This window comes from Streptomyces lydicus, assembly GCF_000717345.1.
GTDB lineage: Bacteria > Actinomycetota > Actinomycetes > Streptomycetales > Streptomycetaceae > Streptomyces > Streptomyces lydicus.
In genome coordinates this window covers 43769-65833 of sequence record NZ_JNZA01000008.1, presented here as the reverse complement: position 1 = coordinate 65833, position 22065 = coordinate 43769, and the positions used below count along the sequence as shown (strand labels likewise).

Annotated in this window: 20 protein-coding genes and 1 tRNA gene; 9 read left to right on the top strand and 12 right to left on the bottom strand. The window is 72.9% G+C overall.

The window, feature by feature from the left end; all coding sequences use genetic code 11:
* Positions 1–48: 48 nt before the first annotated feature.
* The 3 genes from lysA to OO62_RS08720 form a co-directional block, all read right to left on the bottom strand.
* Positions 49–1440, bottom strand: coding sequence for a diaminopimelate decarboxylase (gene lysA / locus OO62_RS08730; protein ID WP_033266698.1), 1392 nt, complete (start codon positions 1438–1440; stop codon positions 49–51).
* 26 nt (positions 1441–1466) lie between these two features.
* Positions 1467–2543: an ArgS-related anticodon-binding protein NrtL gene (gene nrtL / locus OO62_RS08725; RefSeq protein WP_033266697.1), complete on the bottom strand. Its 1077-nt coding sequence runs from the start codon at positions 2541–2543 to the stop codon at positions 1467–1469.
* Between the two features lie 94 nt (positions 2544–2637).
* On the bottom strand, positions 2638–3141 hold the full coding sequence (locus OO62_RS08720) for a response regulator (protein ID WP_033266696.1): 504 nt from the start codon (positions 3139–3141) through the stop codon (positions 2638–2640).
* Positions 3142–3362: 221 nt separating this feature from the next.
* On the opposite strand from OO62_RS08720, the gene OO62_RS08715 reads away from it, so the two are divergent.
* A tRNA-Arg gene (locus OO62_RS08715) sits at positions 3363–3434 on the top strand.
* A gap of 567 nt (positions 3435–4001) precedes the next feature.
* Here the strand turns inward: OO62_RS08715 and OO62_RS08710 are convergent.
* Complete coding sequence (locus OO62_RS08710; RefSeq protein ID WP_206738430.1) at positions 4002–5297, bottom strand: cytochrome P450; 1296 nt, start codon at positions 5295–5297, stop codon at positions 4002–4004.
* Between the two features lie 609 nt (positions 5298–5906).
* Between OO62_RS08710 and OO62_RS08705 the strand changes: the two genes are divergently transcribed.
* The 4 genes from OO62_RS08705 to OO62_RS08690 all read left to right on the top strand — a co-directional run bounded on the left by OO62_RS08705 (position 5907) and on the right by OO62_RS08690 (position 10259).
* Complete coding sequence (locus tag OO62_RS08705; RefSeq protein WP_228332535.1) at positions 5907–7334, top strand: FtsW/RodA/SpoVE family cell cycle protein; 1428 nt, start codon at positions 5907–5909, stop codon at positions 7332–7334.
* Positions 7331–8800 (top strand): penicillin-binding transpeptidase domain-containing protein, encoded by a 1470-nt coding sequence (locus OO62_RS08700; protein ID WP_033266695.1) that lies wholly within the window; start codon positions 7331–7333, stop codon positions 8798–8800. The genes OO62_RS08705 and OO62_RS08700 overlap by 4 nt, the downstream gene beginning before the upstream one ends.
* A 90-nt stretch (positions 8801–8890) precedes the next feature.
* Positions 8891–9358, top strand: coding sequence for an HD domain-containing protein (locus tag OO62_RS08695; RefSeq protein ID WP_033266694.1), 468 nt, complete (start codon positions 8891–8893; stop codon positions 9356–9358).
* 79 nt (positions 9359–9437) lie between these two features.
* Positions 9438–10259 (top strand): ABC transporter ATP-binding protein, encoded by an 822-nt coding sequence (locus OO62_RS08690; RefSeq protein ID WP_033266693.1) that lies wholly within the window; start codon positions 9438–9440, stop codon positions 10257–10259.
* 13 nt (positions 10260–10272) lie between these two features.
* On the opposite strand, the gene OO62_RS08685 is transcribed toward OO62_RS08690, so the two are convergent.
* On the bottom strand, positions 10273–10737 hold the full coding sequence (locus OO62_RS08685) for a MarR family winged helix-turn-helix transcriptional regulator (protein ID WP_033266692.1): 465 nt from the start codon (positions 10735–10737) through the stop codon (positions 10273–10275).
* A gap of 80 nt (positions 10738–10817) precedes the next feature.
* Here OO62_RS08685 and OO62_RS08680 point away from each other — a divergent pair, with 80 nt between their 5' ends.
* Entirely contained in the window at positions 10818–11729 is a 912-nt protein-coding gene (locus OO62_RS08680; RefSeq protein WP_033266691.1) for an alpha/beta fold hydrolase, read from the top strand.
* Here the strand turns inward: OO62_RS08680 and OO62_RS08675 are convergent.
* The gene (locus tag OO62_RS08675) at positions 11674–12573 is read right to left on the bottom strand and encodes an ADP-ribosylglycohydrolase family protein (protein WP_033266690.1); all 900 of its coding nucleotides are present in this window, start codon (positions 12571–12573) and stop codon (positions 11674–11676) included. The genes OO62_RS08680 and OO62_RS08675 overlap by 56 nt on opposite strands.
* A gap of 55 nt (positions 12574–12628) precedes the next feature.
* Positions 12629–13738, bottom strand: coding sequence for a ferritin-like domain-containing protein (locus OO62_RS08670; protein ID WP_033266689.1), 1110 nt, complete (start codon positions 13736–13738; stop codon positions 12629–12631).
* A 169-nt stretch (positions 13739–13907) separates the two neighbouring features.
* Between OO62_RS08670 and OO62_RS08665 the strand changes: the two genes are divergently transcribed.
* The 3 genes from OO62_RS08665 (at position 13908) to OO62_RS08655 (ending at position 15993) form a co-directional block, all read left to right on the top strand.
* The gene (locus OO62_RS08665) at positions 13908–14855 is read left to right on the top strand and encodes an AurF N-oxygenase family protein (protein WP_033266688.1); all 948 of its coding nucleotides are present in this window, start codon (positions 13908–13910) and stop codon (positions 14853–14855) included.
* 73 nt (positions 14856–14928) lie between these two features.
* Positions 14929–15669, top strand: coding sequence for a TetR/AcrR family transcriptional regulator (locus OO62_RS08660; RefSeq protein WP_051732912.1), 741 nt, complete (start codon positions 14929–14931; stop codon positions 15667–15669).
* 36 nt (positions 15670–15705) lie between these two features.
* Positions 15706–15993, top strand: coding sequence for a hypothetical protein (locus OO62_RS08655; RefSeq protein ID WP_033266686.1), 288 nt, complete (start codon positions 15706–15708; stop codon positions 15991–15993).
* A gap of 62 nt (positions 15994–16055) precedes the next feature.
* Here OO62_RS08655 and OO62_RS08650 read toward each other — a convergent pair whose 3' ends face one another.
* The 5 genes from OO62_RS08650 to OO62_RS08630 all read right to left on the bottom strand — a co-directional run bounded on the left by OO62_RS08650 (position 16056) and on the right by OO62_RS08630 (position 21834).
* On the bottom strand, positions 16056–17309 hold the full coding sequence (locus OO62_RS08650; RefSeq protein ID WP_033266685.1) for a styrene monooxygenase/indole monooxygenase family protein: 1254 nt from the start codon (positions 17307–17309) through the stop codon (positions 16056–16058).
* 95 nt (positions 17310–17404) lie between these two features.
* On the bottom strand, positions 17405–18022 hold the full coding sequence (locus OO62_RS08645; RefSeq protein WP_051732909.1) for a GTP-binding protein: 618 nt from the start codon (positions 18020–18022) through the stop codon (positions 17405–17407).
* Between the two features lie 37 nt (positions 18023–18059).
* The gene (locus OO62_RS08640; RefSeq protein ID WP_033266684.1) at positions 18060–18464 is read right to left on the bottom strand and encodes a DUF742 domain-containing protein; all 405 of its coding nucleotides are present in this window, start codon (positions 18462–18464) and stop codon (positions 18060–18062) included.
* Positions 18461–18958 carry a roadblock/LC7 domain-containing protein gene (locus OO62_RS08635; protein WP_033266683.1) on the bottom strand — a complete coding sequence of 166 codons (498 nt, stop codon included), beginning with the start codon at positions 18956–18958 and terminating at the stop codon, positions 18461–18463. The genes OO62_RS08640 and OO62_RS08635 overlap by 4 nt, the downstream gene beginning before the upstream one ends.
* Positions 18955–21834 (bottom strand): sensor histidine kinase, encoded by a 2880-nt coding sequence (locus OO62_RS08630; protein WP_051732931.1) that lies wholly within the window; start codon positions 21832–21834, stop codon positions 18955–18957. Before OO62_RS08630 ends, OO62_RS08635 begins: the two co-directional genes overlap by 4 nt.
* Between the last annotated feature and the right edge of the window lie 231 nt (positions 21835–22065).

Below are 22065 nucleotides of genomic sequence, written 5' to 3'. Positions count from 1 at the left end.
ATGCCGAGACATTTATTTCATCCGGTGCCGGGGCCCGGCGATCCGGCCCTACCCGACATCCAACCGCAGGAGATCTTCCTCCGTCTCACGCCGGACGATCACTCTGGCCTCGCCGTCCTTGACGGCCACGACGGGGGGCCGCAGCGCGTGGTTGTAGTTGCTCGCCATGGACCGGCAGTACGCCCCGGTGGCCGGCACCGCGAGCAGGTCCCCCGGCGCCACGTCGGACGGCAGAAAGGCGTCGCGGACGACGATGTCGCCGCTCTCGCAGTGCTTGCCGACGACCCGCGAGAGCATCGGCTCGGCGCCGGACGTCCGCGACACCAGGGCCACGCTGTACTCCGCGTCGTAGAGAGCGGTGCGGATGTTGTCCGACATCCCGCCGTCCACGGACACGTAGGTCCGCAGCCCCTCCAGCTCCTTGACCGTGCCGACCTCGTAGAGCGTGAAGGCCGTGGGGCCGACGATCGCCCGCCCCGGCTCGACCGACAGCCGCGGCACGCGCAGCCCGGCGGCGGCGCACTCCTTGCTGACGATCTCGCTCAGCGCCTTGGCGATCTCGTGCGGCTCGCGCGGGTCGTCGTCCGAGGTGTACGCGATGCCGAGGCCGCCGCCGAGGTCGATCTCGGGCAGCTCGATGCCGTGCTCGTCGCGTACGTCGGTCAGCAGCTGCACCACGCGCCGGGCGGACACCTCGAAACCGGCCATGTCGAAGATCTGCGAGCCGATGTGGCTGTGGATCCCGATGAGTTCCAGCCCGTCCAGCTTCAGGGCGCGGCGTACGGCCTCGGCCGCCTGCCCGTCCGCCAGCGCGATGCCGAACTTCTGGTCCTCGTGCGCGGTCGCGATGAACTCGTGCGTGTGTGCCTCGACACCGACGGTCACCCGGATCTGCACGCGCTGCCGCTTGCCGAGCTTCTCGGCGATGTGGGCGACCCGCACGATCTCCTGGAAGGAGTCGAGCACGATCCGTCCCACCCCGGCCTCCACGGCCCGGGTGATCTCCTCGGTGCTCTTGTTGTTGCCGTGCAGCGCGATCCGCTCGGCGGGCATACCGGCGCCCAGCGCGGTCGCCAGCTCGCCGCCGGAGCAGACGTCGAGATTCAGCCCCTCCTCGTGCAGCCAGCGCACGACGGCCCGGGACAGGAACGCCTTGCCGGCGTAGAACACGTCGGCGTCCGGCCCGAAGGCGTCCTTCCAGGCCCGGCAGCGGGCCCGGAAGTCGTCCTCGTCCAGGAAGTAGGCCGGAGTGCCGAACTCCTCGGCGAGCGAGGTGACGTCCAGCCCGCCGACGGTGACCACACCGTCGGCGTTGCGCCGGACCGTACGGGACCAGACGCGCGGGTCAAGGGTGTTGAGATCGGCGGGCGGCCCGGCGTAGTGCCCCTCGGGCAGCACGTCGGCATGCCGGGGCCCGGCGGGGTGCGCGGAACGACTCATGACAGTGGAGATCCCCTCAAAATCATTCAGAGGTGTTCGGGAGCGGAGATGCCGAGCAGACGCAGGCCGTTGGCGAGCACCGTTCCGGTGGCCTCGGCAAGGGCCAGCCGGGCGCGGTGCACGGCCAAGGGTTTCTGCTCCCCGACGGGCAGCGGCGGACAGTCGTCGTGCCACCGGAAGAACGCATCCGCCGTCGCCTCCAGATGCCGCACCAGGCGGTCCGGCGCCCGCAACCGCGCGGCGGCCTCGACGACGGAGGGATGGCCGGCGAGAAGGGTGTGCAGGGCGTGCGCCGAGGCGGGCGCGGGCCGGAACTCCGCACCACTCCCGGCGGCCGCCGGCGCCCCGACGCCGCCGGGCTCGCTCAGGAACCCGAGATCGGCCGCGTTGCGCACCAGCGCCCGGGTCCGCGCATGGGCGTACTGCACCCGGAACCGCGGATTGCTCTCCCGCTGCACGGGCCGCTCGGGCACCCGGACCGGATCGTGGGCGGCCGGCCGCAGCAGGATCCACCGGGCCTCGTCGGTACCGAGCCGGGCGGTGAGGGTGGCGAGGTCGTCGGGGACGGGGACGAGCGCGGGGTGTCCGTCGGCCCGGCCGGTCCGCCCGGCCGCCGCCCCGATCCGCTCCAGCACCTCGCCCACCACGGCCGCACGAGCACCCGGGCCGGGCCGCCCGGCGGAGGCACGGCCGGTAGAGACACGGCCGACGGGGGCAGGGTCGGCGGAGACAAGGTCGGCGACCGGCCGGTTCCCCGCGCTCCGGTCCCCGTACGCCGGCCCCTGCGCCCGCACGTCCCGTACGAGCGTGACCAGCGCCCCGTCGCCCAGCGTGAAGTTCAGAAAGCCCGGCCCGGCGATCTCCACGCGGTCGATGCCGGGGGTTCCCGCCAGCCGCTTGCGCAGAATCTCGGCGACCTCCCGGGCCGGCCGGCCCGCCGGCTTGGCGAGCTGCAGCGCGACGTTGGAGGCGTAGTCCCCGCACCCGGGCCGCGGCGGCGGCTGCACCACGATCCGCGCCGGCACGGGCACGGAGAGCTCTCGCTCCTCGACGGCACCGCGCACGGAGCGCAGGACGGTACGGGAGAGCTCGGCGGGGGTCACGGGACAAGCGTATGGGAGGACAGGGGCATCCACGCGACCCGGTTTCGCTTTATGGACACCCCGCCGGCCGGCCGACGGGGGCGCGCACGGGTGATCATCCCCCGGGCCGGGCCACCGGCCCCGCGTCCCCTCCCGCGTCCACCATTCCCGCCCCGTCCCGGTCGCTCTCCCCGTCCTCGCCGCCGGCGTCCTTCTCCTGCGCCCCGCCCTCGGGCCCGCGCCCCCGCTGCCGCCCCTCACGCACCAGCTTCCCCACGGTCCGCACCAGCTCGGTCGGCTCGAACGGCTTGGCCAGAAACGCGTCCACGCCCACCGTCTCCCCGTTGTCCACCTCGCCCTGCGTGCACGCACTGACGATGGCGATCGGGATGTCCCACGTCCGCGGATCGGACCGCAGCCGCGCCGCGGTGTGCAGACCGTTCAGCCGCGGCATCACGACGTCCAGGGTCACGACGTCCGGTCTCACGTGGTGCACGACGTCCAGACACTCGGCACCATCAGCCGCGGTCACGACCTCGAAGCCCTCCAGCTCGAGGTTGACCCTGATCAACTGCCGGATCACCTTGTTGTCATCGACAACCAGGATCCGACCGGACAAGCCAGGCACACCATGAGACTAGGGGCGCGCCTGCGGCGCCGTCCCGGTTTTACCCACTTCCGCCCCCGTGTGAGGGACCTTTCCCCGACCCCCACCACCACCCACTCCCCATGCGCTAGGACGCCCCCTCACGCCCTCCCTCACCTCCCGCGAAACCTGTTCATGAACACCCCATCAGAGCTGGTAGGGTTCTACCCGTCGCCGCAACAAACAGCGGCAACGCCCCCGTAGCTCAGGGGATAGAGCAACGGCCTCCGGAGCCGTGTGCGCAGGTTCGAATCCTGCCGGGGGCACTCCAGCCAGACCAGCGTGATCAGACCGCTGACCTGCTGAAGTGCCAGACTTCGAGAGCCGGACCCAGCACCATCGGGTCCGGCTCTTTGTCATTTGCTGTCGCTGATCACGCGTGAGGGGCGTGGGGGATTCCCGCGGCGATCACTGGCCCCCTCCGGTCTCCCGTCCCATGGCCTTCTCGATCTTCATGTTCCACAGGTCTTACGGCCTGCGGCCCAGCGGAGAAGCGGCCTCGTCCGGCCGCCACCCGTTCGGACGGGCTTCCTGCCACTTCAGCCCTCGCGCGTCGTGACGTTCCGCCGAATCGGACCGCTGCTTTCCCGAGAGGGGGCGCGTCCACACTGACGCCACCACACCGGGCATAGGCGAAAGACGCAGCCCCGGAACTCACAGGCGCGCTCAACGGCTTTGTTTGCCGCCCAATTAAGGCGCGCTTTACGCGTACTCGCGGAAGCGGAACGGATGTCAGGAGCGGTGGCGGGGCGAGGGTCCGGGTGTGGTGACGAGGGCGACGGGGGGCGGGGGCCGGCTCGCGGGCGGTGGTGGGGCGAGCCGGTGGGGTGGGGTCAGCCGTTGAGTCGGACCGGGAGGGAGTCGAGGCCGTAGACGATCGACAGCTTGCGGAATTCGAGCTCTTCGGGCTTGGCGGCCAGGCGCATGGCGGGGAAGCGGCGGACCAGGGCGGGGTAGGCGGCGCGCAGTTCCATCCGGGCGAGTTCGGCGCCCACGCAGCGGTGTATGCCGTAGCCGAAGGCCAGGTGCGACGGGACGTTGCGGGAGGGGTCGAACTGCTCCATCTCCGGGCCCAGTTTGCCGTCCCGGTCCGCGCCGCTGAGCGAGCACAGCACCACGTCCCCGGCGGTGATCTGGACCCCGCCGATCTCCAGGTCCTCGCGGGCGAAGCGCGGGAAGGCGACCTGGACGACGGTCAGGTAGCGCAGCAGTTCCTCGACGTAGCGGTCGACGACGTCGTCGCCGTCGTTGAGAGCCGCGAAGTGCTTGGGGTCCTGGAGGAGGACCAGGGCGCCGAGCGCGAGCATGCTGGCGGTGGTCTCGAAGCCGCCGGTCAGCACGCCGTCGGCCAGCCCCGCCAGTTCCTCGTCGGACACCGAGTCGCCGTGTTCCTTGACGATCATGCCGAGCAGTCCGTCACCCGGGTCCGCCCGCTGCTTCTTGACGATGTCCCGGAAATAGGAGAGCGATTCGGATATGGCCCCGAAGGAGGCGTTGGCGCCGCTGAAAAGGTCGAAGCGCGCCGCGCTCAGCCGCTCGAAGTCGGCGCGGTCCTCGTAAGGGACGCCCAGGAGTTCGCAAATAACGAGGGAGGGGATGGGCAGCGCGAAAGAGTGGACGATGTCCACCGGGTCGCCGTTTTTGCCCGCCTCTTCCATGGCGTCGAGGCGTTCCTCGACGATCTCGTGGATGCGGGGGGTGAGCCGGCCGAGCCGGCGCATGGTGAATTCGGGGGTGAGGAGCCTGCGGAGGCGGGTGTGAACGGGCGGGTCGGCGAATCCCAGGCCGCCGGGATTCTGTTCGGCGCCGGCACCGGCCTTGCCGACGAGGTTGGTGAAGTCGGAACTGAAGGCGTTGGCCTTTCCGAGCACCGCCTTGACCTCGTCGTAGCCGGTGACCAGCCAGACGTTGGCGGCTATCGGCACCGGAAGCTTGCTGATGGGCTCCCGCTCCCGGACGGAAGCCAGCTCACCCACCGGGTTGAGGCCGTCGCGCCGCAGGGGCATCAGGACGGACTCGGGCAAGAAAGACATTCGAGACAGGTCGAAGCCTTTCCTCTGGGTTCTCGCCAGATACATGCGGCCGGCCCAGGCGAGGATCCGGGAACGGAGGGTCGTCATGACGCTCATACTGCCTTTCGTCGAGGGGGGACGGTCACCCGCGGTCGGCGGCCCTGGGCTGCCGGGACAACACGGGACCTCCACTCGGCGTGCACGGGTGTGACGTACGCCATAGCCCCTCGCTCGCGGTGGCCATGGCACACGTCCACGCCATCGACCGGTGTGTTCGGTCGTCCGCATCAGCGTGACGAGCTCGGCCTTCTTCTATTCGGTCTGGAAGAGTTTACAAACTGCCATTGGCCGCGTTCACGGAACAACCCGGTACAGCCCCGGACGCCCCCTGGGCCGACCCTGATTCTTCCCTTAGTCACTCCCCCGCCGGTCACCCCCACCCCCCTCGCGCTCTGCCCTGCGCGGCCCCTTGCCTTCACGGAGGACAAGGAGACGCAGATGGTTCCACCGGACCGGTGATCACCTTCGCGCGCCCATGGGCCCACGGGCCCCGTCGCAGCCGCCCGGCGACCGGGCCGTGCGAGCCACTTCCGCACCGGCGGCGGGGATTTGTGCCGTGTTCAGGGGGCCTCAGCGGGGTGTCCGGTGGCCGCCCGGTCGGATGCCGTCCGAACGCCGTATCAGACATAACGGAAATAGCGGCCGGTGCTTGCTACGTTGCCAGGCATGACGGCAACGGCCGGGGCGGCTGCCACCGCGCGCCCCGCGGACACTCCCCCACCCCTGCCGCTCCTGCCCAGGCGCCGCGGCGTCGAACTGGCCCTCCTCGTGGGCGCCGTGCTGATCAGCGTCTGCGGGTACGCCGTCGTGGGACTGGCCACCCACCACGCCCTCCCCGGCGGCGCGGTCCGCTACGGCGCGGGGCTCGGCGGGCTCGCCCTGCTCGCCCATCTCGCCGTCCGGCTGCGCGCCCCGTACGCCGACCCGCTGCTGCTGCCCACCGCCGTGCTCCTCAACGGCCTCGGGCTGGTGCTGATCTTCCGGCTCGACCTGGAGACGCCGGGCGACCACGCGGCGCCCACCCAACTGATGTGGTCGACGGTCGGCGTCACCCTCTTCATCGCGGTGGTCCTGCTGCTGGGCGACCACCGCGTGCTCCAGCGGTACGCGTACGTGTGCGCCGCCCTCGCACTGCTCCTGATGGCGGCTCCGATCCTCTTCCCCGCCGTCAACGGGGCGAAGATCTGGGTCCGGGTCGCCGGATTCTCCATCCAGCCGGGCGAGTTCGCCAAGGTGCTGATCACCGTCTTCTTCGCGGCCTATCTCGCCGCCAACCACACCGCGCTGGCGCACGTCGGCCGCCGGGTGATGGGGCTGCAGCTCCCGGCCGGCCGGGTGCTGGGGCCGATCGTCGCGATCTGGCTGATCAGCGTGGCCGTCCTCGTCCTGGAGCGCGACCTGGGCACCTCACTGCTGTTCTTCGGGGTCTTCGTCGTGCTGCTGTACGTGGCGACCGGGCGGACCGGCTGGATCGCGGTCGGGCTGCTGCTGGCGGGCGTCGGGGCCGCGGCCGTCGGCACGCTGGAGCCGCACGTGCACAGCCGGGTCGAGGACTGGCAGCACCCGTTCGCCGGCATCGCGGAGGGCCGGGGGCCGGGGCAGCTGGCGCAGTCGCTCTTCGCCTTCGCCGCGGGCGGGATGCTCGGCACCGGACTCGGCCAGGGCCACTCGGCCCTGATCGGCTTCGCCATGAAGTCCGACTTCATCCTGGCGACCTTCGGCGAGGAGCTGGGGCTGGCCGGGCTCACCGCGCTGTTCCTGCTCTACGCCCTGCTGGTGGCCCGCGGCTACCGCGCCGCGCTCGGGCTGGACGACCCCTTCGGCAGTCTGCTGGGCGTCGGGCTGGCGGTGCTTCCCGCCCTCCAGGTCTTCGTGATCGCGGGCGGGGTGATGGGGCTGATCCCGCTGACGGGGATGGCGATGCCGTTCCTCGCGCAGGGCGGCTCGTCCGTCGTCACGAACTGGATCATCATCGCGCTGCTGGTGCGGCTCAGCGACCGGGCCCGGACCCCGCGGCCGGCGACGCCCGCCCCGGCGGACCGGCGGCGCCCGGCACCCCCGCCGACCGCCCCCGCCCAGGGGGCAGGGCGGTGATCCGGTGCATCCGGCACACCGCCGCGTTCTCCTTCCTCCTGCTGGTCGCCCTGCTGGTCAACGCCGCCCGGGTGCAGGTCGTCGAGACGGAGCGCTACGGCGCGAACCCGGCCAACCGGCGGGTGCCGATCGCCCGTTACGAGAAGCCGCGCGGCGCCGTGCTGGTCGAGGGCAGCCCGGTCACCGGGTCCCGGGACAGCGGCGGGCGGCTGCGCTACGAACGCACCTACACCGACGGCCCGCTGTACGCCCCGGTCACCGGGTTCTCCTCGCAGACCTACGGCACCTCGCTGCTGGAGCGGGCCGAGGACGGCATCCTCTCCGGCGTGGACGACCGGCTCACCGCCTTCCCCTGGTGGGACCGGCTGACCCGTACCCACCGCCGGGGCGGCGACGTCCACACCACGATCAACGCCCGGATGCAGCGCGCCGCCTTCGCGGGGCTGGGCGGGAAGAAGGGCGCGGTGGCCGCGGTCGAGCCGCGCACCGGGCGGATCCTGACGCTGGTCAGCACGCCGTCGTACGAGCCGGGCGTGCTGTCCGGCAACGGCGCGGCGGTGGACGAGGCGTGGCGCGGGCTGAACGGTGCCGCGCGCCGGCCGATGCTCAACCGGGCGCTCCAGGAGACCTATCCGCCCGGCTCCACGTTCAAGGTCGTCACCGCGGCGGCCGCGCTGGAGAGCGGCCGGGTCACCGACATCGACGCCCGTACGGACGCGCCCGATCCCTACACCCTGCCGGGTACCGCCACCCGGCTCGGCAACGCGGCCAAGGACTGCGAGGACGCCCCGCTCCGCTATGCCTTCCGGGCCTCGTGCAACACCGTCTTCGCGCGTCTGGGGGCCGAGCTGGGGCTGCGCACCATGGCCGCCACCGCCCGCAGGTTCGGCTTCAACGACGACCGGCTGCGCATCCCGTCCCCGGTGGCGCCCAGCACCTTCGACACCCGTATGGACCGCGCGCAGCTCGCCCTGTCCGCCATCGGGCAGTACGACACCGCCGCCACCCCGCTCCAGATGGCGATGGTGGCGGCGGTGGTCGCCAACGGGGGTCAGCTGGCCCCGCCGTACCTCGTCGACAAGGTGACCGATGCCGGGGGCGTCATGGTGGCCGCGGGTCCGCACCGGCCCACCCGCCAGGTGGTCGGGCCGGCCACCGCGCAGCAGCTCCAGGAGCTGATGATCGACGTCGTCGAGCACGGCAGCGGCCGGCGCGCCGCGCTCAAGGGCGTGACGGTCGGCGGCAAGACGGGCACCGCCCAGCACGGGGTGCGCAACGAGGGCATGCCGTATGCCTGGTTCATCTCCTGGGCGCGGGAGAAGGACGGCTACGAGCCGGCGGTCGCGGTGGCCGTGGTCGTCGAGGACGCGGCGGCCGACCGCGCGGACATCAGCGGCGGGGGCAGCGCGGCGCCGATCGCCCGGGCGGTGATGGCGGAGGCGGTGCGGCAGGGGCCGGGGCGGTAGCCGGCGCGGGCGGGGGCTGCGGTGGGGCAGGGCGGCAGCCGGCGGTACGGGGCGCCGGACGGCGGTGGCGCGGCGGGTCACAATGGCCGTATGGCCGACACTCCCCCTCCCGCTCCCGCGCCGCTGTCCCTCGCCGAGGTCGAGGCGCTGGCCCGGCGCGCCCACGCGGGCCAGACCGACAAGGCGGGCCGCCCGTACGCCGAGCATCTGGCCGCGGTGGCGGCGGGGGTGCGCGAGCGGGGCGGGAGCGACGAGCAGATCGCGGCGGCCTGGCTGCACGACGCCGTGGAGGACGCGGCGCTGAGCGCGGAGTGGCTGGCCGGCGCGGCGCTGAGCGAGGCCACCAAGGCGATGGTCCTGGCGGTCACCAAACGGGCGGGTGAGCCGCTGACGGAGTACACCGCGCGCATCCTGGCCACGCCGGGTGCGCTGCTGGTCAAGGAGTCCGACCTTGCCCACAACGCCGATCCGGCCCGGCTGGCGGTGCTGGACGCGCCGACGCGGGACCGGCTGACCGCGAAGTACGCCCGGGTGCGGGGCCTGTTGGGCCTGGCCTGACGGCCCACGTCCCGCCCCGCGGGGGTCCACACCCCGGACGCGCCCGTCGAAAGGTGCCCTGCACAGCTACTCTGCGGCGATGACTTCCACTCAGCCGTCGGACCCGCCAGCGGCGCGGGTGATCGCCGCCCTGGAAGGCGTCGGCGTGCGCCGTTACACCACCGGCCAGGTCATCCTCGACGCCGTCGACTGGACCGTACGCTCCGGGGAGCACTGGGCGTTGCTCGGCGCGAACGGTGCCGGGAAGACCACCGTGCTGCGCCTCATCGGCGCGCTGATGTTCCCCACGGTCGGCACGGTGGAGGTGCTCGGGCACCGGCTCGGCTCGGTCGACGTGCGCGAACTGCGCGCCGTCATCGGGCTGGTCTCCGCCGCCCAGAAGGTGCCGCAGGACGCGACCGGGCACACGGTCGTGCTGACCGGCGCGACCGGCACCGTGCAGCCGCTGTGGCGCGAGTACGACCGGGCCACCCGCGAGCGCGCCCACGAGCTGCTCGCCGAACTGGACTGCAAGGAGCTGGCGGACCGCCCGTTCGGGGTGTGCTCGGGCGGCCAGCGGGCCAGGATCCTGATCGCCCGCGCGCTGATGGCCGCCCCCGCACTGCTGTTGCTCGACGAGCCGTTCAACGCGCTCGACCTGCCCTCCCGCGAGGACCTGATCGACGCGCTGCACCGACTGGCCCGCAGCCGCCCGGAGTTGGCGACCGTGACGGTCACCCACCATCTTGAGGAGCTGTCCCCGGCCATCGGCCACGCCCTGCTGCTGCGCGACGGGCGGGTGCAGGCGCGCGGCCCGGTCGAGGAGGTGCTGACCGGGGCGCGGATGACGGCCTGCTTCGGCCGTCCGATCGAGGTCTCCCGGCACGAGGGACGCTGGCTGGCGCGGTCGGCCCGGAGCTAGGGGGTGTCTCCCCCTAGGCCCCCTCGTCGTCCGCCGAGGCCGCGTCCCGTACGCCGGACAGGAAGCGGTGGACGGCGGCCCGTTCGCCGGCGTCGAAGGTGGCGAGCAGGGCGAGGGCGCGGTCGATCAGCGGGCCGAAGAACGACTGGCCCAGGGCGATCGCGCGGTCGTCCACCTCCAGCAGGACGCGGCGCCGGTCACGGGTGTCGCGGACCCGGCGGATCAGGCCGAGCCGCTCCAGGCGGTCGACCAGCGCCGTGGTGCCGGCGGAGTTCAGGCCGAGGTGTGCCCCGAGCCGGCCGGGCGTCGACTCCTCGCCGGCCCGGGCCGCGTCCAGCAGGCTGATCAGCGCCCGCAGGTCGGTGGGGTGCAGGCCGTTGCGGCCGGCGAACCGCGCACCCGCGAGGTCGAGTCGCAGGGTTGTCTCGCGCAGCAGATGGACCAGGTCCATCCCGTCCGGCTCCTGCCGCTGCACCATGTCCGGCCGCCTTTCCTCGCTCGCCCCCTATCCTAATATCTCGCTCAACGAGATACTTGCCGAGCGAGAGGATGGTTCGTATGGCAGCCACTGCCTTCCACACCGCCTACGAGGAAGCCATGGCCCGCTGGCCGGTCCCGGTGGAACGGCGCGAGGTGGTCACGGAGTTCGGCACCACCCGGGTCAACGTCTGCGGGGCGGCCGACGGCCCGCCGCTGGTGCTGCTGCCCGGCGGCGGCACCAGCTCGGCCGTCTGGCACGCCCTGGCCGCCGCGCTCGCCCCGGCGCACCGGCTGTACGCCGTGGACCAGATGGGCGCGCCCGGCCTCAGCGTGCCCGGCGGACGGAGGGTGCGGCGCCCGGCGGACCTGCCGGACTGGCTCGACGGGGTGCTCGACGGCCTCGGCCTCGCGTCGGCCGCGCTGCTCGGGCACTCGTACGGCGGCTGGGTCGCGCTGCGCCACGCGGTGCACAGCACCGAGGCGGGGCCCGCCGGCTCCTTCCGTGCCCGGGGGCGGGTCGAGCGGCTGGTGCTGCTCGACCCGACCCAGTGCTTCGCCGGTTTCCGGCTGTCCTATCTGGCCCGCGCCCTGCCGCTGTTCCTGCGGCCCGGGGAGCCGAGCGCCCGGCGGCTGCTGGAGTGGGAGGCCCACGGGGAGCCGCCGGCGCCCGAACTGGTGCGGCTGACGGGCCGGGGCGCGGTCGCGTTCCGGGACGCGAAGGTGGTCACCGGGCCGCGGCCGGACACCGGCCGGCTGCGCGGGGCCGGCGTACCGGTCCTGGTGCTGCTGGCGGGGCGCAGCCGGGCGCACGACGTCCGGCGGGTCGCCGCGCGGGCCCGACGGGCCCTGCCGGACGCGGTGGTCGCGACCGTGCCGGGCGTCAGCCACCACTCGATGCCGGACGATCCGACCGGGGAGGTGGGCCGCCGGGTGCTCAGCTTTCTGGCAGCGGCTCCCGGCGCGCCCGCCACTCCTCCGGCAGCGCCGTGACGCCCGTACGGGCCGCGACCACGCCCCCCGTGACGGCGCAGGTGGTGTCCACGTCGCCGAAGCCGGCCGCGGTGGCCCACAGGGCCGATTCCAGGTCGTCGGGATGGCGGGCGGCGCACCAGAGGGCGAACGGGACGGTGTCGTCGGCGCGGATCTGCCGGCCGCTGCCGAGTTCCGCGGCGGCCTGGCCGGGGCCGGCGGCCGGCGGCAGGCCGGCGGCGCGCAGCAGTCCGTCGCGGACCGGGCCGGCGGGGGTGCGGTCCGCGACGGCGTCGAGGTCCGGCGCCTCGCCGCGCGCGCAGAGCGCCGCCGCCACGGCCACCGCGACCGCGCCCGCGACCCCCTGGGGGTGGGCGTGGGTGACCCGGGCGGAGCGGGCGGCCTGGTCCACCACGCGGTCGAGGTCGTCGTGGAACCAGGCGCCGAGCGGCGCCACCCTCATCGCCGCGCCGTTACCGAGGCTGCCCTCGCCGTCGAAGAGGAGGCCGGCCAGTTCCTCCCACGCGTGGGGGGCGGCGGCGACCCGGGGCAGCAGGGCGTGCATGCCGGAGCCGTAGCCGCGGCCGGGGTCCGCGCGGTACGTGGCGGCGAACCGCTGGGCCAACGGCTGCGCCACCACCTCGCCGTGCGTCTCCAGGACGGCGAGGAGGTCCAGCGCCATGGCGGTGTCGTCGGTCCAGTGCCAGCGCGGCTCCGGGGGCGCGGTGCGGTCCGCGATCAGCTGGAGGGACGCGGGCAGGGGGCGCAGGCGCGGGAAGAAGCGCTCCCCGAAGGCGTCGCCGTACGCCAGTCCTTCGAGGCTGGTGCGGGCGGCCCGCCGTCGGTCTTCCGGGTGCAGAACCATGCGGGGATCCTGCCATCCGGGGGCACCGGAGGGGCCGTTTCCGCGTGCACCGCGGTCAGCCCGCCGCCTCCCCCTCCGCGATGGCCGCCGCGACCTCCGCCGTACGGGCCTGCTCCTCGGCGGCGAACCGCTCGGCGTCGAGTTTCTCGGCGAGTTCCTCGTCCTGGGCCATCAGCAGGTCGAGATTGGCGTCGCCCATCTCGAAGACGCCCATGTCGAGGTAGGCGCGCTGGAGCCGTTCGCCCCACAGCCCGATGTCCTTCACGCACGGCACGATCCGGCTGAAGAGCAGTTTCCGGAACAGGTGCAGGAATTCGGAGCGTTCGGTGAATTCGGCGGCTTCCTGCGTCGGAATGCCGAAGTTCTCCAGGACTTCCAGGCCGCGCAGCCGGTCGCGCATCAAATAGCAGCCCTCGATGACGAATTCCTCGCGCTCGCGCAGTTCGGCGTCGGTGAGCTGCTTGTAGTAGTCGCGCAGCGCCATGCGGCCGAAGGCGACGTGCCGGGCCTCGTCCTGCATGACGTACGCCAGGATCTGCTGCGGCAGCGGCTTGGTGGTGGTGTCGCGGATCATGCCGAAGGCGGCCAGCGCCAGGCCCTCGATCAGGACCTGCATGCCGAGGTAGGGCATGTCCCAGCGGGAGTCCTTGAGGGTGTCGCCGAGCAGGGTCTGGAGGTTGTCGTTGATCGGGTAGAGCATCCCGATCTTCTCCCGGAGGAAGCGGCTGTAGATCTCGGCGTGCCGCGCCTCGTCCATGGTCTGGGTGGCGGAGTAGAACTTGGCGTCGAGGTCGGGGACGGATTCCACTATGCGGGCCGCGCAGACCATGGCGCCCTGTTCGCCGTGCAGGAACTGGCTGAACTGCCAGGAGGTGTAGTGCCGGCGCAGTTCGCCGCGGTCCTTCTCGTTCATCTTGTCCCAGTACTTGGTGCCGTAGAGGGACATCGATTCATCGGGGGTGCCGAGCGGGTCGTAGGGGTCCACCTCCTGGTCCCAGTCGATCCGCAGGGTGGCGTCCCACTGCTTGTCCTTGCCCTTCTGGTAGAGGGCCAGCAGCCGGTCGCGTCCGTCGTCGTAGTCCCAGCTGAAGCGGGCCGCGCCGGCGGCCGGCACCTTCCACAGGGGGTCGCCTGGGTCCTGTACGTAGAGATCCGGTGTCGGCACGGACAGCCTCCTCGGCTCGCCAAACGCCTTGTCATGGGCGGTGGTTGGCAGGCTCACACGTTTCTTACCGGCGGGTCAATAAGTCGTGCGCGGGGGATTGACGAGCTTGCTGACACGCAGTCTCATAAGAGGCGACCGCGGGTAACCCACGAGCGAGGTAGCCACAGCCATGACGAGCGCGCCCACCGCAATGACCGTGACGGACACCGACGTCCTGCGCGACGCCCTCGGTCTCCTCAAGGACCGGGAGCAGGTCGCCGAGCGGTTGCTCGACTCCTCCGCCAAGCACTCCTTCGACCCCGACACCGAACTCGACTGGACCGCGCCCCCCGAAGAGGGCAAGTGGTTCTGGCCGCCGGAGCTGGTCTCGCTCTACGACACCCCGCTGTGGAAGAAGATGTCGCCGGAGCAGCAGCAGGACCTCTCCCGGCACGAGGCCGCCTCGCTCGCCTCGCTGGGCATCTGGTTCGAGATCATCCTGATGCAGCTGCTCGTCCGGCACATCTACGACAAGCCGGTCACCAGCGCCCACGTGCGCTACGCGCTCACCGAGATCGCCGACGAGTGCCGGCACTCGAAGATGTTCGCGCGCATGATCCAGTGGGGCGGGGCGCCCACGTACCCCGTCTCCCGCCTCAACCACAACCTCGCCCGCGTCCTCAAGACCATTTCCACCACCCCGGGTTCGTTCGCCTGCACCCTGCTCGGCGAGGAGATCCTCGACTGGATGCAGCGGCTGACCTTCCCGGACGAGCGGGTGCAGACGCTGGTGCGCGGGGTGACCCGGATCCACGTCGTCGAGGAGGCGCGGCACGTCCGCTACGCCCGCGAGGAGCTGCGCCGCCAGATGGTGACCGCGCCGCGCTGGGAGCGGGAGCTGACCCGGATCAGCTCCGGCGAGGCGGCCCGGGTCTTCTCCGTCGCCTTCGTCAATCCGGAGGTCTACACCAACGTCGGGCTGGACCGGCGCGAGGCGGTCGCCCAGGTCAAGGCCAGCGGCCACCGCCGCGAGGTGATGCAGTCCGGCGCCGAGCGGCTGACGGACTTCCTCGACGAGATCGGCGTACTGCGCGGTGCGGGCCGCAGGTTGTGGCGCAGCTCCGGGCTGCTGGCCTGAAGCACCCGCTCACCCGCCCGTTGGACACGAGCACCTGTACGAGCGGGAATCCGGGGCGGTTACGCTGCTGTTCATGAACGGCAGCGGCACCGCCCCAGCAGTACCCCGACCCGCCTATCGCAGGCTCAGCGTCGAGCAGCGCCGCAGCCAATTGCTCACCGCCGCGCTCGGCCTGTTCGCCCAGCGCGCCCCCGAGGACGTCTCGCTGGACGACGTCGCCACCGCGGCCCAGGTGTCGCGGCCGCTCGTCTACCGCTACTTCCCGGGCGGCAAGCAGCAGTTGTACGAGGCCGCGCTGCGCAGCGCGGCCGACATCCTGGAGCGCTGCTTCGCCGAACCGGAGAGCGGGCCGCTCACCCAGCGGCTGTCGTGCGCCCTCGACCGCTATCTGGCGTTCGTCGACGAGCACGACGCCGGCTTCAGCGCGCTGCTCCAGGGCGGCAGCGTCGTGGAGACCACCCGTACGTCCGCGATCGTGGACGAGGTGCGGCGCGCCGCGGCCGACCAGATCCTGCGGCACCTGGGCGAGCCGGAGCCGGGCCTGCGGCTCCGGATGACCGTCCGGATGTGGATCACCGCCGTCGAGGGTGCCTCGCTGATCTGGCTCGACGAGGGCAAACAGCCGCCGCTCGACGAACTGCGCGACTGGCTGGTCGACCACTTCGTCGCGCTGCTGGCCGCGACCGCGGCGCGCGATCCGCAGACCGCTCGGGTGACCCGGGCGGCGCTGCGGACGGAGTCCGCCGACGGCCCGGTCGGCGACCTCACCCGCCGCCTGCTGCCCGTCGTGAGCGAGGCCGCGCACCTGTTGTGACCTGCGCCTGCGCGCCGCGGGTGGAAGACTGGAACGGTGCGAAGCGAGAACACCCTGTTCGTCGGCGGACCGCTGGACGGCCGGGTCCTGCCGGTGCTCCTCGGCATGACCGGCCAGCCGCCGAAGACCTACGAGGTGCCGGTGCCGAACGACGACGGCCGGCCGCCGACGGTGCACGTCTACCGCCGGGCCCCCGGGCGGGTGGGCCGGCTGGGCCTGCCGCACGGGTGGAAGTACACCTACGACCCGGAGGGAACGCCGGGCCGCGGCGACAGGGGCCTCAAGTGGCCCTGGAGCAAGCCGGGCTCAGGGCGCGCGGGGTGAGCAGACCGCCCCGGCGGCCGGGCACGGGTGCCGGGCCGCCGGGGCGGTGGTGAGGTCAGCCGTCAGCCGCTCAGCGAGGCCAGGTAGGCGTTCGCCTTGTCCGGCTCGAAGAAGAAGTTCTCGAAGTCGGACGGGTCGTCGAAGCCGTTGGCGAAGCGGTCGGCGACGGGCTGGAGCTGGCCGGCCGCGCCGAGGAGGTTGAGGACGTGCTCCGGCGGCGGCGCCAGCATCGCGTTGGTCCACTTGGTGACGTGCCCGGCGGTCTGCCAGTAGCGCTCGAAGGTGCCCCGCATCCACTCCTCGTCGAACGGCTGCTCACCGCGCTCCACGATGGAGCCGAGGTAGGAGGCGGCGCACTTGGCGGCCGAGTTGGAGCCCTGGCCGGTGATCGGGTCGTTGGCGACGACCACGTCGGCGACGCCGAGCACCAGGCCGCCGGAGGGCAGCCGGCCGATCGGGTTGCGCACGGTCGGGGCGTAGCGGCCGGCCAGCGTGCCGTTGGCGTCGGTCAGTTCGACCTTGGCGGCGCGCGCGTACTCCCAGGGCAGGAACTTCTCCATCAGCTCCAGGGTGAGCGCCAGGTGCTCGTCGGGGTCCTTGACCGACTGGAAGACGTCCAGCGGGCCGCCGGGGATGCCCTCCCAGAAGAGGATGTCGGCGCGGCCGGAGAGGGTGTACGTCGGCATGACGAAGAGCTCGCCGACACCGGGGACGATGTTGCAGCGCACCGCGTCGAAGTCGGGGTGCTCCGGGCGCGGGCCCAGGCCGTGGACGTAGGAGACGGCGAGCGCGCGCTGCGGGGTGTCGTAGGGCGAACGGGAGGCGTCCCGGCCGAACATGGACACCAGCTCGCCCTTGCCGGCCGAGACCAGCGTCAGGTCGTAGCGGCTCGCGAAGAAGTCCAGGTCGGAGACGGCGGCACCGTGGATGACGAGCTGGCCACCGCGCTGCGCGAAGGTCTCCATCCAGCCGGCCATCTTCACCCGCTGGTCGACGGACTGGGCGTAGCCGTCGAGCTTGCCGACCCAGTCGATGGCGCGCTGCGACCCCTCCGGCGCCTCGTGGCTGCCGGGCGCGGCGACCGAGACGCCGAGGCCCTCGATGCGCGGGGCCTGGCTCTCCCAGAAGTTGATGCCCAGGTCGCGCTCGTGCTGGAGGGCGGTGTCGAACATGCACTGCGTCGACATGACCCGGCCGGAGCGGATCTCGTCGGCGGTGCGGTTGGACATCAGGGTGACCTCGTAGCCCCGGGCCTGGAGGCCGAGGGCCAGCTGGAGACCGGACTGTCCGGCTCCGACGACGAGTATCTTCCGCATGGCGGCACTCTTCTCTGTTACTGCGGTGTTCGGGGAGGGGTTCGGGGGTGGCGCGGGAGCGGGCCCCGGGGACGGGCCCGCCGGGGGACGGCCGGCTACTCCGGCGCGGTTTCCAGGGCGTGGCCGACCAGCGAGAGGAGCGACTGGATCACCGTGGTCCGCTTGCGCGCGTCCATGATCACGATCGGTACCTCCGGCGGGACGGTCAGCGCCTCGCGGACGTCCTCGGCGTCGTACGCGTCGGTCCCCTCGAAGTGGTTGACCGCGACGACGTACGGCAGCCCGCAGCTCTCGAAGTAGTCCAGCGCCGGGAAGCAGTCCTCCAGGCGCCGGGTGTCGGCCATCACGATCGCACCGATCGCGCCGCGCACCAGGTCGTCCCACATGAACCAGAAGCGCTGCTGCCCGGGCGTGCCGAACAGGTACAGCACCAGTTCCTGGTCGAGGGTGATCCGCCCGAAGTCCATCGCGACCGTGGTCGTGGTCTTCTCCGGGGTCGCGGTCAGATCGTCGGTGTCCTCGCTGGCCTGGGTCATCACCGCCTCGGTCTGGAGCGGGGTGATCTCCGAGACCGATCCGACGAAGGTGGTCTTGCCGACGCCGAAGCCGCCGGCCACCACGATCTTGGTGGCGATCGGTGCCCGCGAGCGGTCCGTCTGCCAGCTCTGCAGCCCCGCGTCGGTGGCCGCGGCCACCGGGTCGGCCTGGCCCACGGAACCGGCGGTCGGCGTCGGCCCGGCCGATATCGTGTCAGAGCCTGTGAAGTCCACTCAGCACCCTTTCGAGCAGCGCGCGGTCGGGCCGGCCGGTGCCGTGCCCGGTGCCGTAGACGCGAATCTTTCCCTGGTCGGCGAGGTCGCTGAGCAGGACGCGGACCACGCCCAGCGGCATCTTGAGGAGCGCGGAGATCTCCGCGACCGAGCGCATCCGGCGGCACAGTTCGACGATGGCTCGCATCTCCGGCATCACCCGGTCGCCCCAGCCGCCGGAGGTCAGCTCGGGCCGCTCCTCGGGGGCTTCCAGCGCGGCCACGAACGTCTCGACGAGCAGTACGTGGCCGAAGCGGGTCCGGCCGCCGGTGAGCGAATAGGGCCGTACCCGCGAGGGTTTGCGGTCCCCGCCGCGTATGGGGAGTTTGGGGGTACTGCTACTCACTGGGCGCTCTCCATCGACTTGCGCAGCTCACTGCGGAGTTCGGGGGTGAGGACATGACCGGCCCGGCCGACGAAGAGCGCCATGTGATAGGCGATGACGTTCATGTCGCAGTCCGGAGTGGCGTGCACACCGAGCAGCGAGCCGTCGCTGATCGACATGACGAACACACTGCCCTCGTCCATCGTGATCATCGTCTGCTTGACGGCACCGCCGTCCATCAGCTTCGCGGCTCCCTGGGTGAGGCTGCCGAGGCCGGACACGATGGTGGCGAGGTCGGCGCTGGATCCCCGGGGCCCGTCACCGGCACCCGGAAGGGCCGCCGGCCCCTCCTCCCGGTCGGGGTCGGAGTTGAGCAGCAGCAGACCGTCCGAGGAGACCACCGCGACCGAGCGGATGCCCGGCACCTCGTCGACCAGGTTGCTCAGCAGCCAGTGCAGATTCCGTGCCTGGCTGCTCAGTCCTTGTCCGTAACCTGTGGGCGCTTGCGCCTTCAATCGCGTGCCTCCTCGCCAACGTGGCTCTCTGCCGGGGCCCCCGCTCCGTCGGTGTCGGTCTGTGGGATGGTCTGCTCCGCCGTGCGTTCCGCGATCTCGGCCTCGACCTCGCGCCGGCCGACCCGCGCCCCCTGCTGAAAGCCGCCGAGCCGGCGCCGCAGCGCCTCGGCGTTGGCCGATCCGCTCTTGCGCGGGGCGGTGGGCGCTTGCTGCTGTGCCACGACCTTGGGCGTGCGCTTGGGCAGCCCCAGGGCGGTCCGCCGCTTCTCCGCGGACGGGGCGGCGGGTTCCGGAGCGGCCTCCGCGGGCGCCGCGTCGGTGGCGGGCACGCCGGTGGGCGCCCCGTCCGGCCCGGGCCGGGTGTGCTGCTCCGGGCCGACGGCGTACGGGCCGGGCCCGGCCGGGGCTGGCGGCGTGGTGCCGCCGGTCGCCGAAGGCGCGGTCCGGTCCACGGCCGGGGGCGCCCCGTCCGCCGGCCGGGTGTGCTCGCCGCTGTCGTCGGGCGCGAGCCCGGCCGCGTCGATCGCGCGCTCGGCGGCGGCGACCAGCGGGTCCGCGGCCGGGGCGGCAGCGGACCCGGCCCGCGGGTCCACCCGCTGCGCCCGCGTCGGCAGGGCGTTGGAGTTGGCCTCGGCGACCGAGCCGGGCAGGCTCGCGGTGTGCGTCACGTCCCGCGTCGCGGCGGGCGAAGCGGCCGGGCGGGTCGGCAGGATCGAGCCGGGCAGCACGATGACGGCGGTGACGCCGCCCTGCCGGGCGTCCCGCAGCTGCACCCGGACGCCGTGCCGGGCGGCCAGCCGCACCACGACGTACAGGCCCAGGCCCAGCGCCTCGTCGACGTTCTCGGCGGACGAGGCGGCCTCGGCGTCCGCCAGCCGCTCGTTGAGCTCGGCCATCCGCTCCGCGGTGATCCCTATGCCCTCGTCCTGGACCGAGAGCATCAGCTCACCGCTCTCCAGCAGCCAGCCGGACAGCTCGACATGGGCGTCCGGCGGCGAGAACGCGGTGGCGTTCTCCAGGAGTTCGGCGACCAGGTGGCTGAGGTCGTCCGCGGCGAAGCCGGCGACCTGGGAGTGCGGCGGCAGCGACTGGATGCGCACCCGCTCGTAGCGCTCGATCTCACTGATCGCGGCGCGCAGCACGTCCAGCAGCGGCACCGGGCCCTGGTGGGTGGTGCCGTGCTGCTCCGCGCCCGCGAGCACGAGCAGGTTCTCGCTGTTGCGGCGCATCCGTGCGGCGAAGTGGTCCAGCTTGAACAGGGTCGCCAGCCGCTCGGGGTCCTGCTCGCTCTCCTCCAGCGACTCGAGGACGGCGAGCTGGCGCTCGACGAGTCCGAGGGTGCGCAGCGAGAGGTTGACGAACCGGCCCTGCACACCGGCGTGCGCGGCGGCCAGCCGCTCGGTGAGCTCGGCGACCTGCGCCTGGAGCGTGGCGCTCTGCTCCTGGAGGACCTCGCGCTGGGCGGCCAGCCGCTGCCGGCCGCCGACCAGCCGCTTGCGCTCGCCCTCCAGTTCGGCGGTGCGCCGGGTCAGCTCGCCGACCTGGGCGTGCAGCGCGTTGACGGACCGTACGGCGGCGGCGAACTCGTCGTTGCGGCCCTTGTAGCTGACGGGCTCCTCGTTGACGGGGTCCTCGGCCACCCGCTTGGCGCCGATCCGCAGCGCCGCCAGCGGCTGGGTCATGGTGCGCGCGGCCCAGATGCCGGCGCCGACGGCCAGCAGCAGGCAGAGCCCCTCCAGACCGATGCGGATCTCCAGCTCGGTCACGTCGTCGTCGCGCAGCGCGCCGAGGCGCTGGATGTCGGCGGTGGCCAGGGCGGATTCGACGCCGCGCATCAGTCCGACGCGGGAGGTGAGGGTGGCCTGCACCCGCTGGCGGCTGAGCCGCATGTCGGCGGCGTCCAGGCGGGGCTGGTCGGTCAGCCGGGTCAGATAGCGCTCGGCGGTGGCCACGTCGGCGCCGTTGACGGTGCGGTCGTAGCGGTCCTTGGCGCTCTGGCTCGCGCCCTGGCGGAAGTCGCCCAGCGCGCCCTGTGCGCGCAGGTGCGCGACCTGGGCGAGGGCCGTCAGCCGGGGCTGGCTGCCGCCCGCGTTGAGCCCGGCGAGCAGCAGTCCGCGGGTGCCGGCGGCCTGTTCGGCGGCCCGGCCGAGGGCGGGCAGCGCGCGGACGTCGGCGGCCGCGGCGTCCGCGCGGGCGGGCAGCCCGCGGGCGATGCCGTCGCCGATCGCGCCGAGTGCCTGGAGGATGCCGGTATAGGCGTTGTAGACCTGCTCGGGGGTGTCGGTCCCGGACAGTGCCTGGTGACGGGTTTGCGGCAGGGTGGCCAGCAGGCGGGCGGCCGCCCGGTAGGCGGGGGTGTCACCCGACGCGTCCTGGGCCTCGGAACGCAGCTCGTCGATCTGCCGGTCGACCCGGGCCTGCTGGGTCCGGGAGACCGCGGAGTCGGCGGAGACGGCGGCCTGCACCCGGGCCCCGCCGGTCCCGGCGCGGGTCGCGGTGCCGTTCGTGCCGGTGCCGTTCGTACCGGTGGCGTGGGTGCCGATGCCGTTGGTGCCCGTCGTGCCGTCGGCGGCGCCCGTCGCGTTGACTCCCGTGCCGTTGAGGCCGGTTCCGCCGGTTCCGGTGCCGTTGAGGCCGATTCCGCCGGTTCCGGTGCCCGTCCGGGCGGCGCGGCCGGCGGCGGCGTACGCGGTCATGCCGTCGCGCTCGTCGGCGAGGGAGTGCGACAGCGCGACGGCGCGGGCGTTCAGCTGGGCCAGATCCACCAGTTGCTGGCTGGCGTTGGCGTCGTCGGCGGTGGCGGCGAGGCCGGGGGCGCCGGCACCGAGGACCGCCGCGGCGACCACGGCGACCGCTCCGACGAGCCGGTTGCGCACCCGCGCGGGACGCCGCCCCGCGAGGTCGTCAACGGTCGCACCCGGTCCCTTGCCGGACAGCGGGCCCTTGCCGGGTCCCGCGATCGAACCGGCCGGTGAACCCGGCTTCCCTGCGCCGCCCCGAAGCCGCATCTTCCGCACCGCTGCTCGCATTCCTGTCTCGCCTGCCCACGCCGTGTGGCGTCGCGGACCCGGCTGGCTCTCCGCTCGCGGGGCGGACCTGCGCGAACG

What these genes read in the sequence shown, in the direction of transcription:
- OO62_RS08705 (WP_228332535.1), top strand. Translation starts at nt 5,907, where the DNA reads ATGACGGCAACGGCCGGGGCGGCTGCCACCGCGCGCCCCGCGGACACT.
- OO62_RS08650 (WP_033266685.1), bottom strand. Translation starts at nt 17,309, where the DNA reads ATGCGGAAGATACTCGTCGTCGGAGCCGGACAGTCCGGTCTCCAGCTG.
- OO62_RS08680 (WP_033266691.1), top strand. Translation starts at nt 10,818, where the DNA reads ATGGCAGCCACTGCCTTCCACACCGCCTACGAGGAAGCCATGGCCCGC.
- OO62_RS08685 (WP_033266692.1), bottom strand. Translation starts at nt 10,737, where the DNA reads ATGGTGCAGCGGCAGGAGCCGGACGGGATGGACCTGGTCCATCTGCTG.
- OO62_RS08660 (WP_051732912.1), top strand. Translation starts at nt 14,929, where the DNA reads ATGAACGGCAGCGGCACCGCCCCAGCAGTACCCCGACCCGCCTATCGC.
- OO62_RS08695 (WP_033266694.1), top strand. Translation starts at nt 8,891, where the DNA reads ATGGCCGACACTCCCCCTCCCGCTCCCGCGCCGCTGTCCCTCGCCGAG.
- OO62_RS08710 (WP_206738430.1), bottom strand. Translation starts at nt 5,297, where the DNA reads ATGAGCGTCATGACGACCCTCCGTTCCCGGATCCTCGCCTGGGCCGGC.
- OO62_RS08675 (WP_033266690.1), bottom strand. Translation starts at nt 12,573, where the DNA reads ATGGTTCTGCACCCGGAAGACCGACGGCGGGCCGCCCGCACCAGCCTC.
- OO62_RS08665 (WP_033266688.1), top strand. Translation starts at nt 13,908, where the DNA reads ATGACGAGCGCGCCCACCGCAATGACCGTGACGGACACCGACGTCCTG.
- lysA (WP_033266698.1), bottom strand. Translation starts at nt 1,440, where the DNA reads ATGAGTCGTTCCGCGCACCCCGCCGGGCCCCGGCATGCCGACGTGCTG.
- OO62_RS08690 (WP_033266693.1), top strand. Translation starts at nt 9,438, where the DNA reads ATGACTTCCACTCAGCCGTCGGACCCGCCAGCGGCGCGGGTGATCGCC.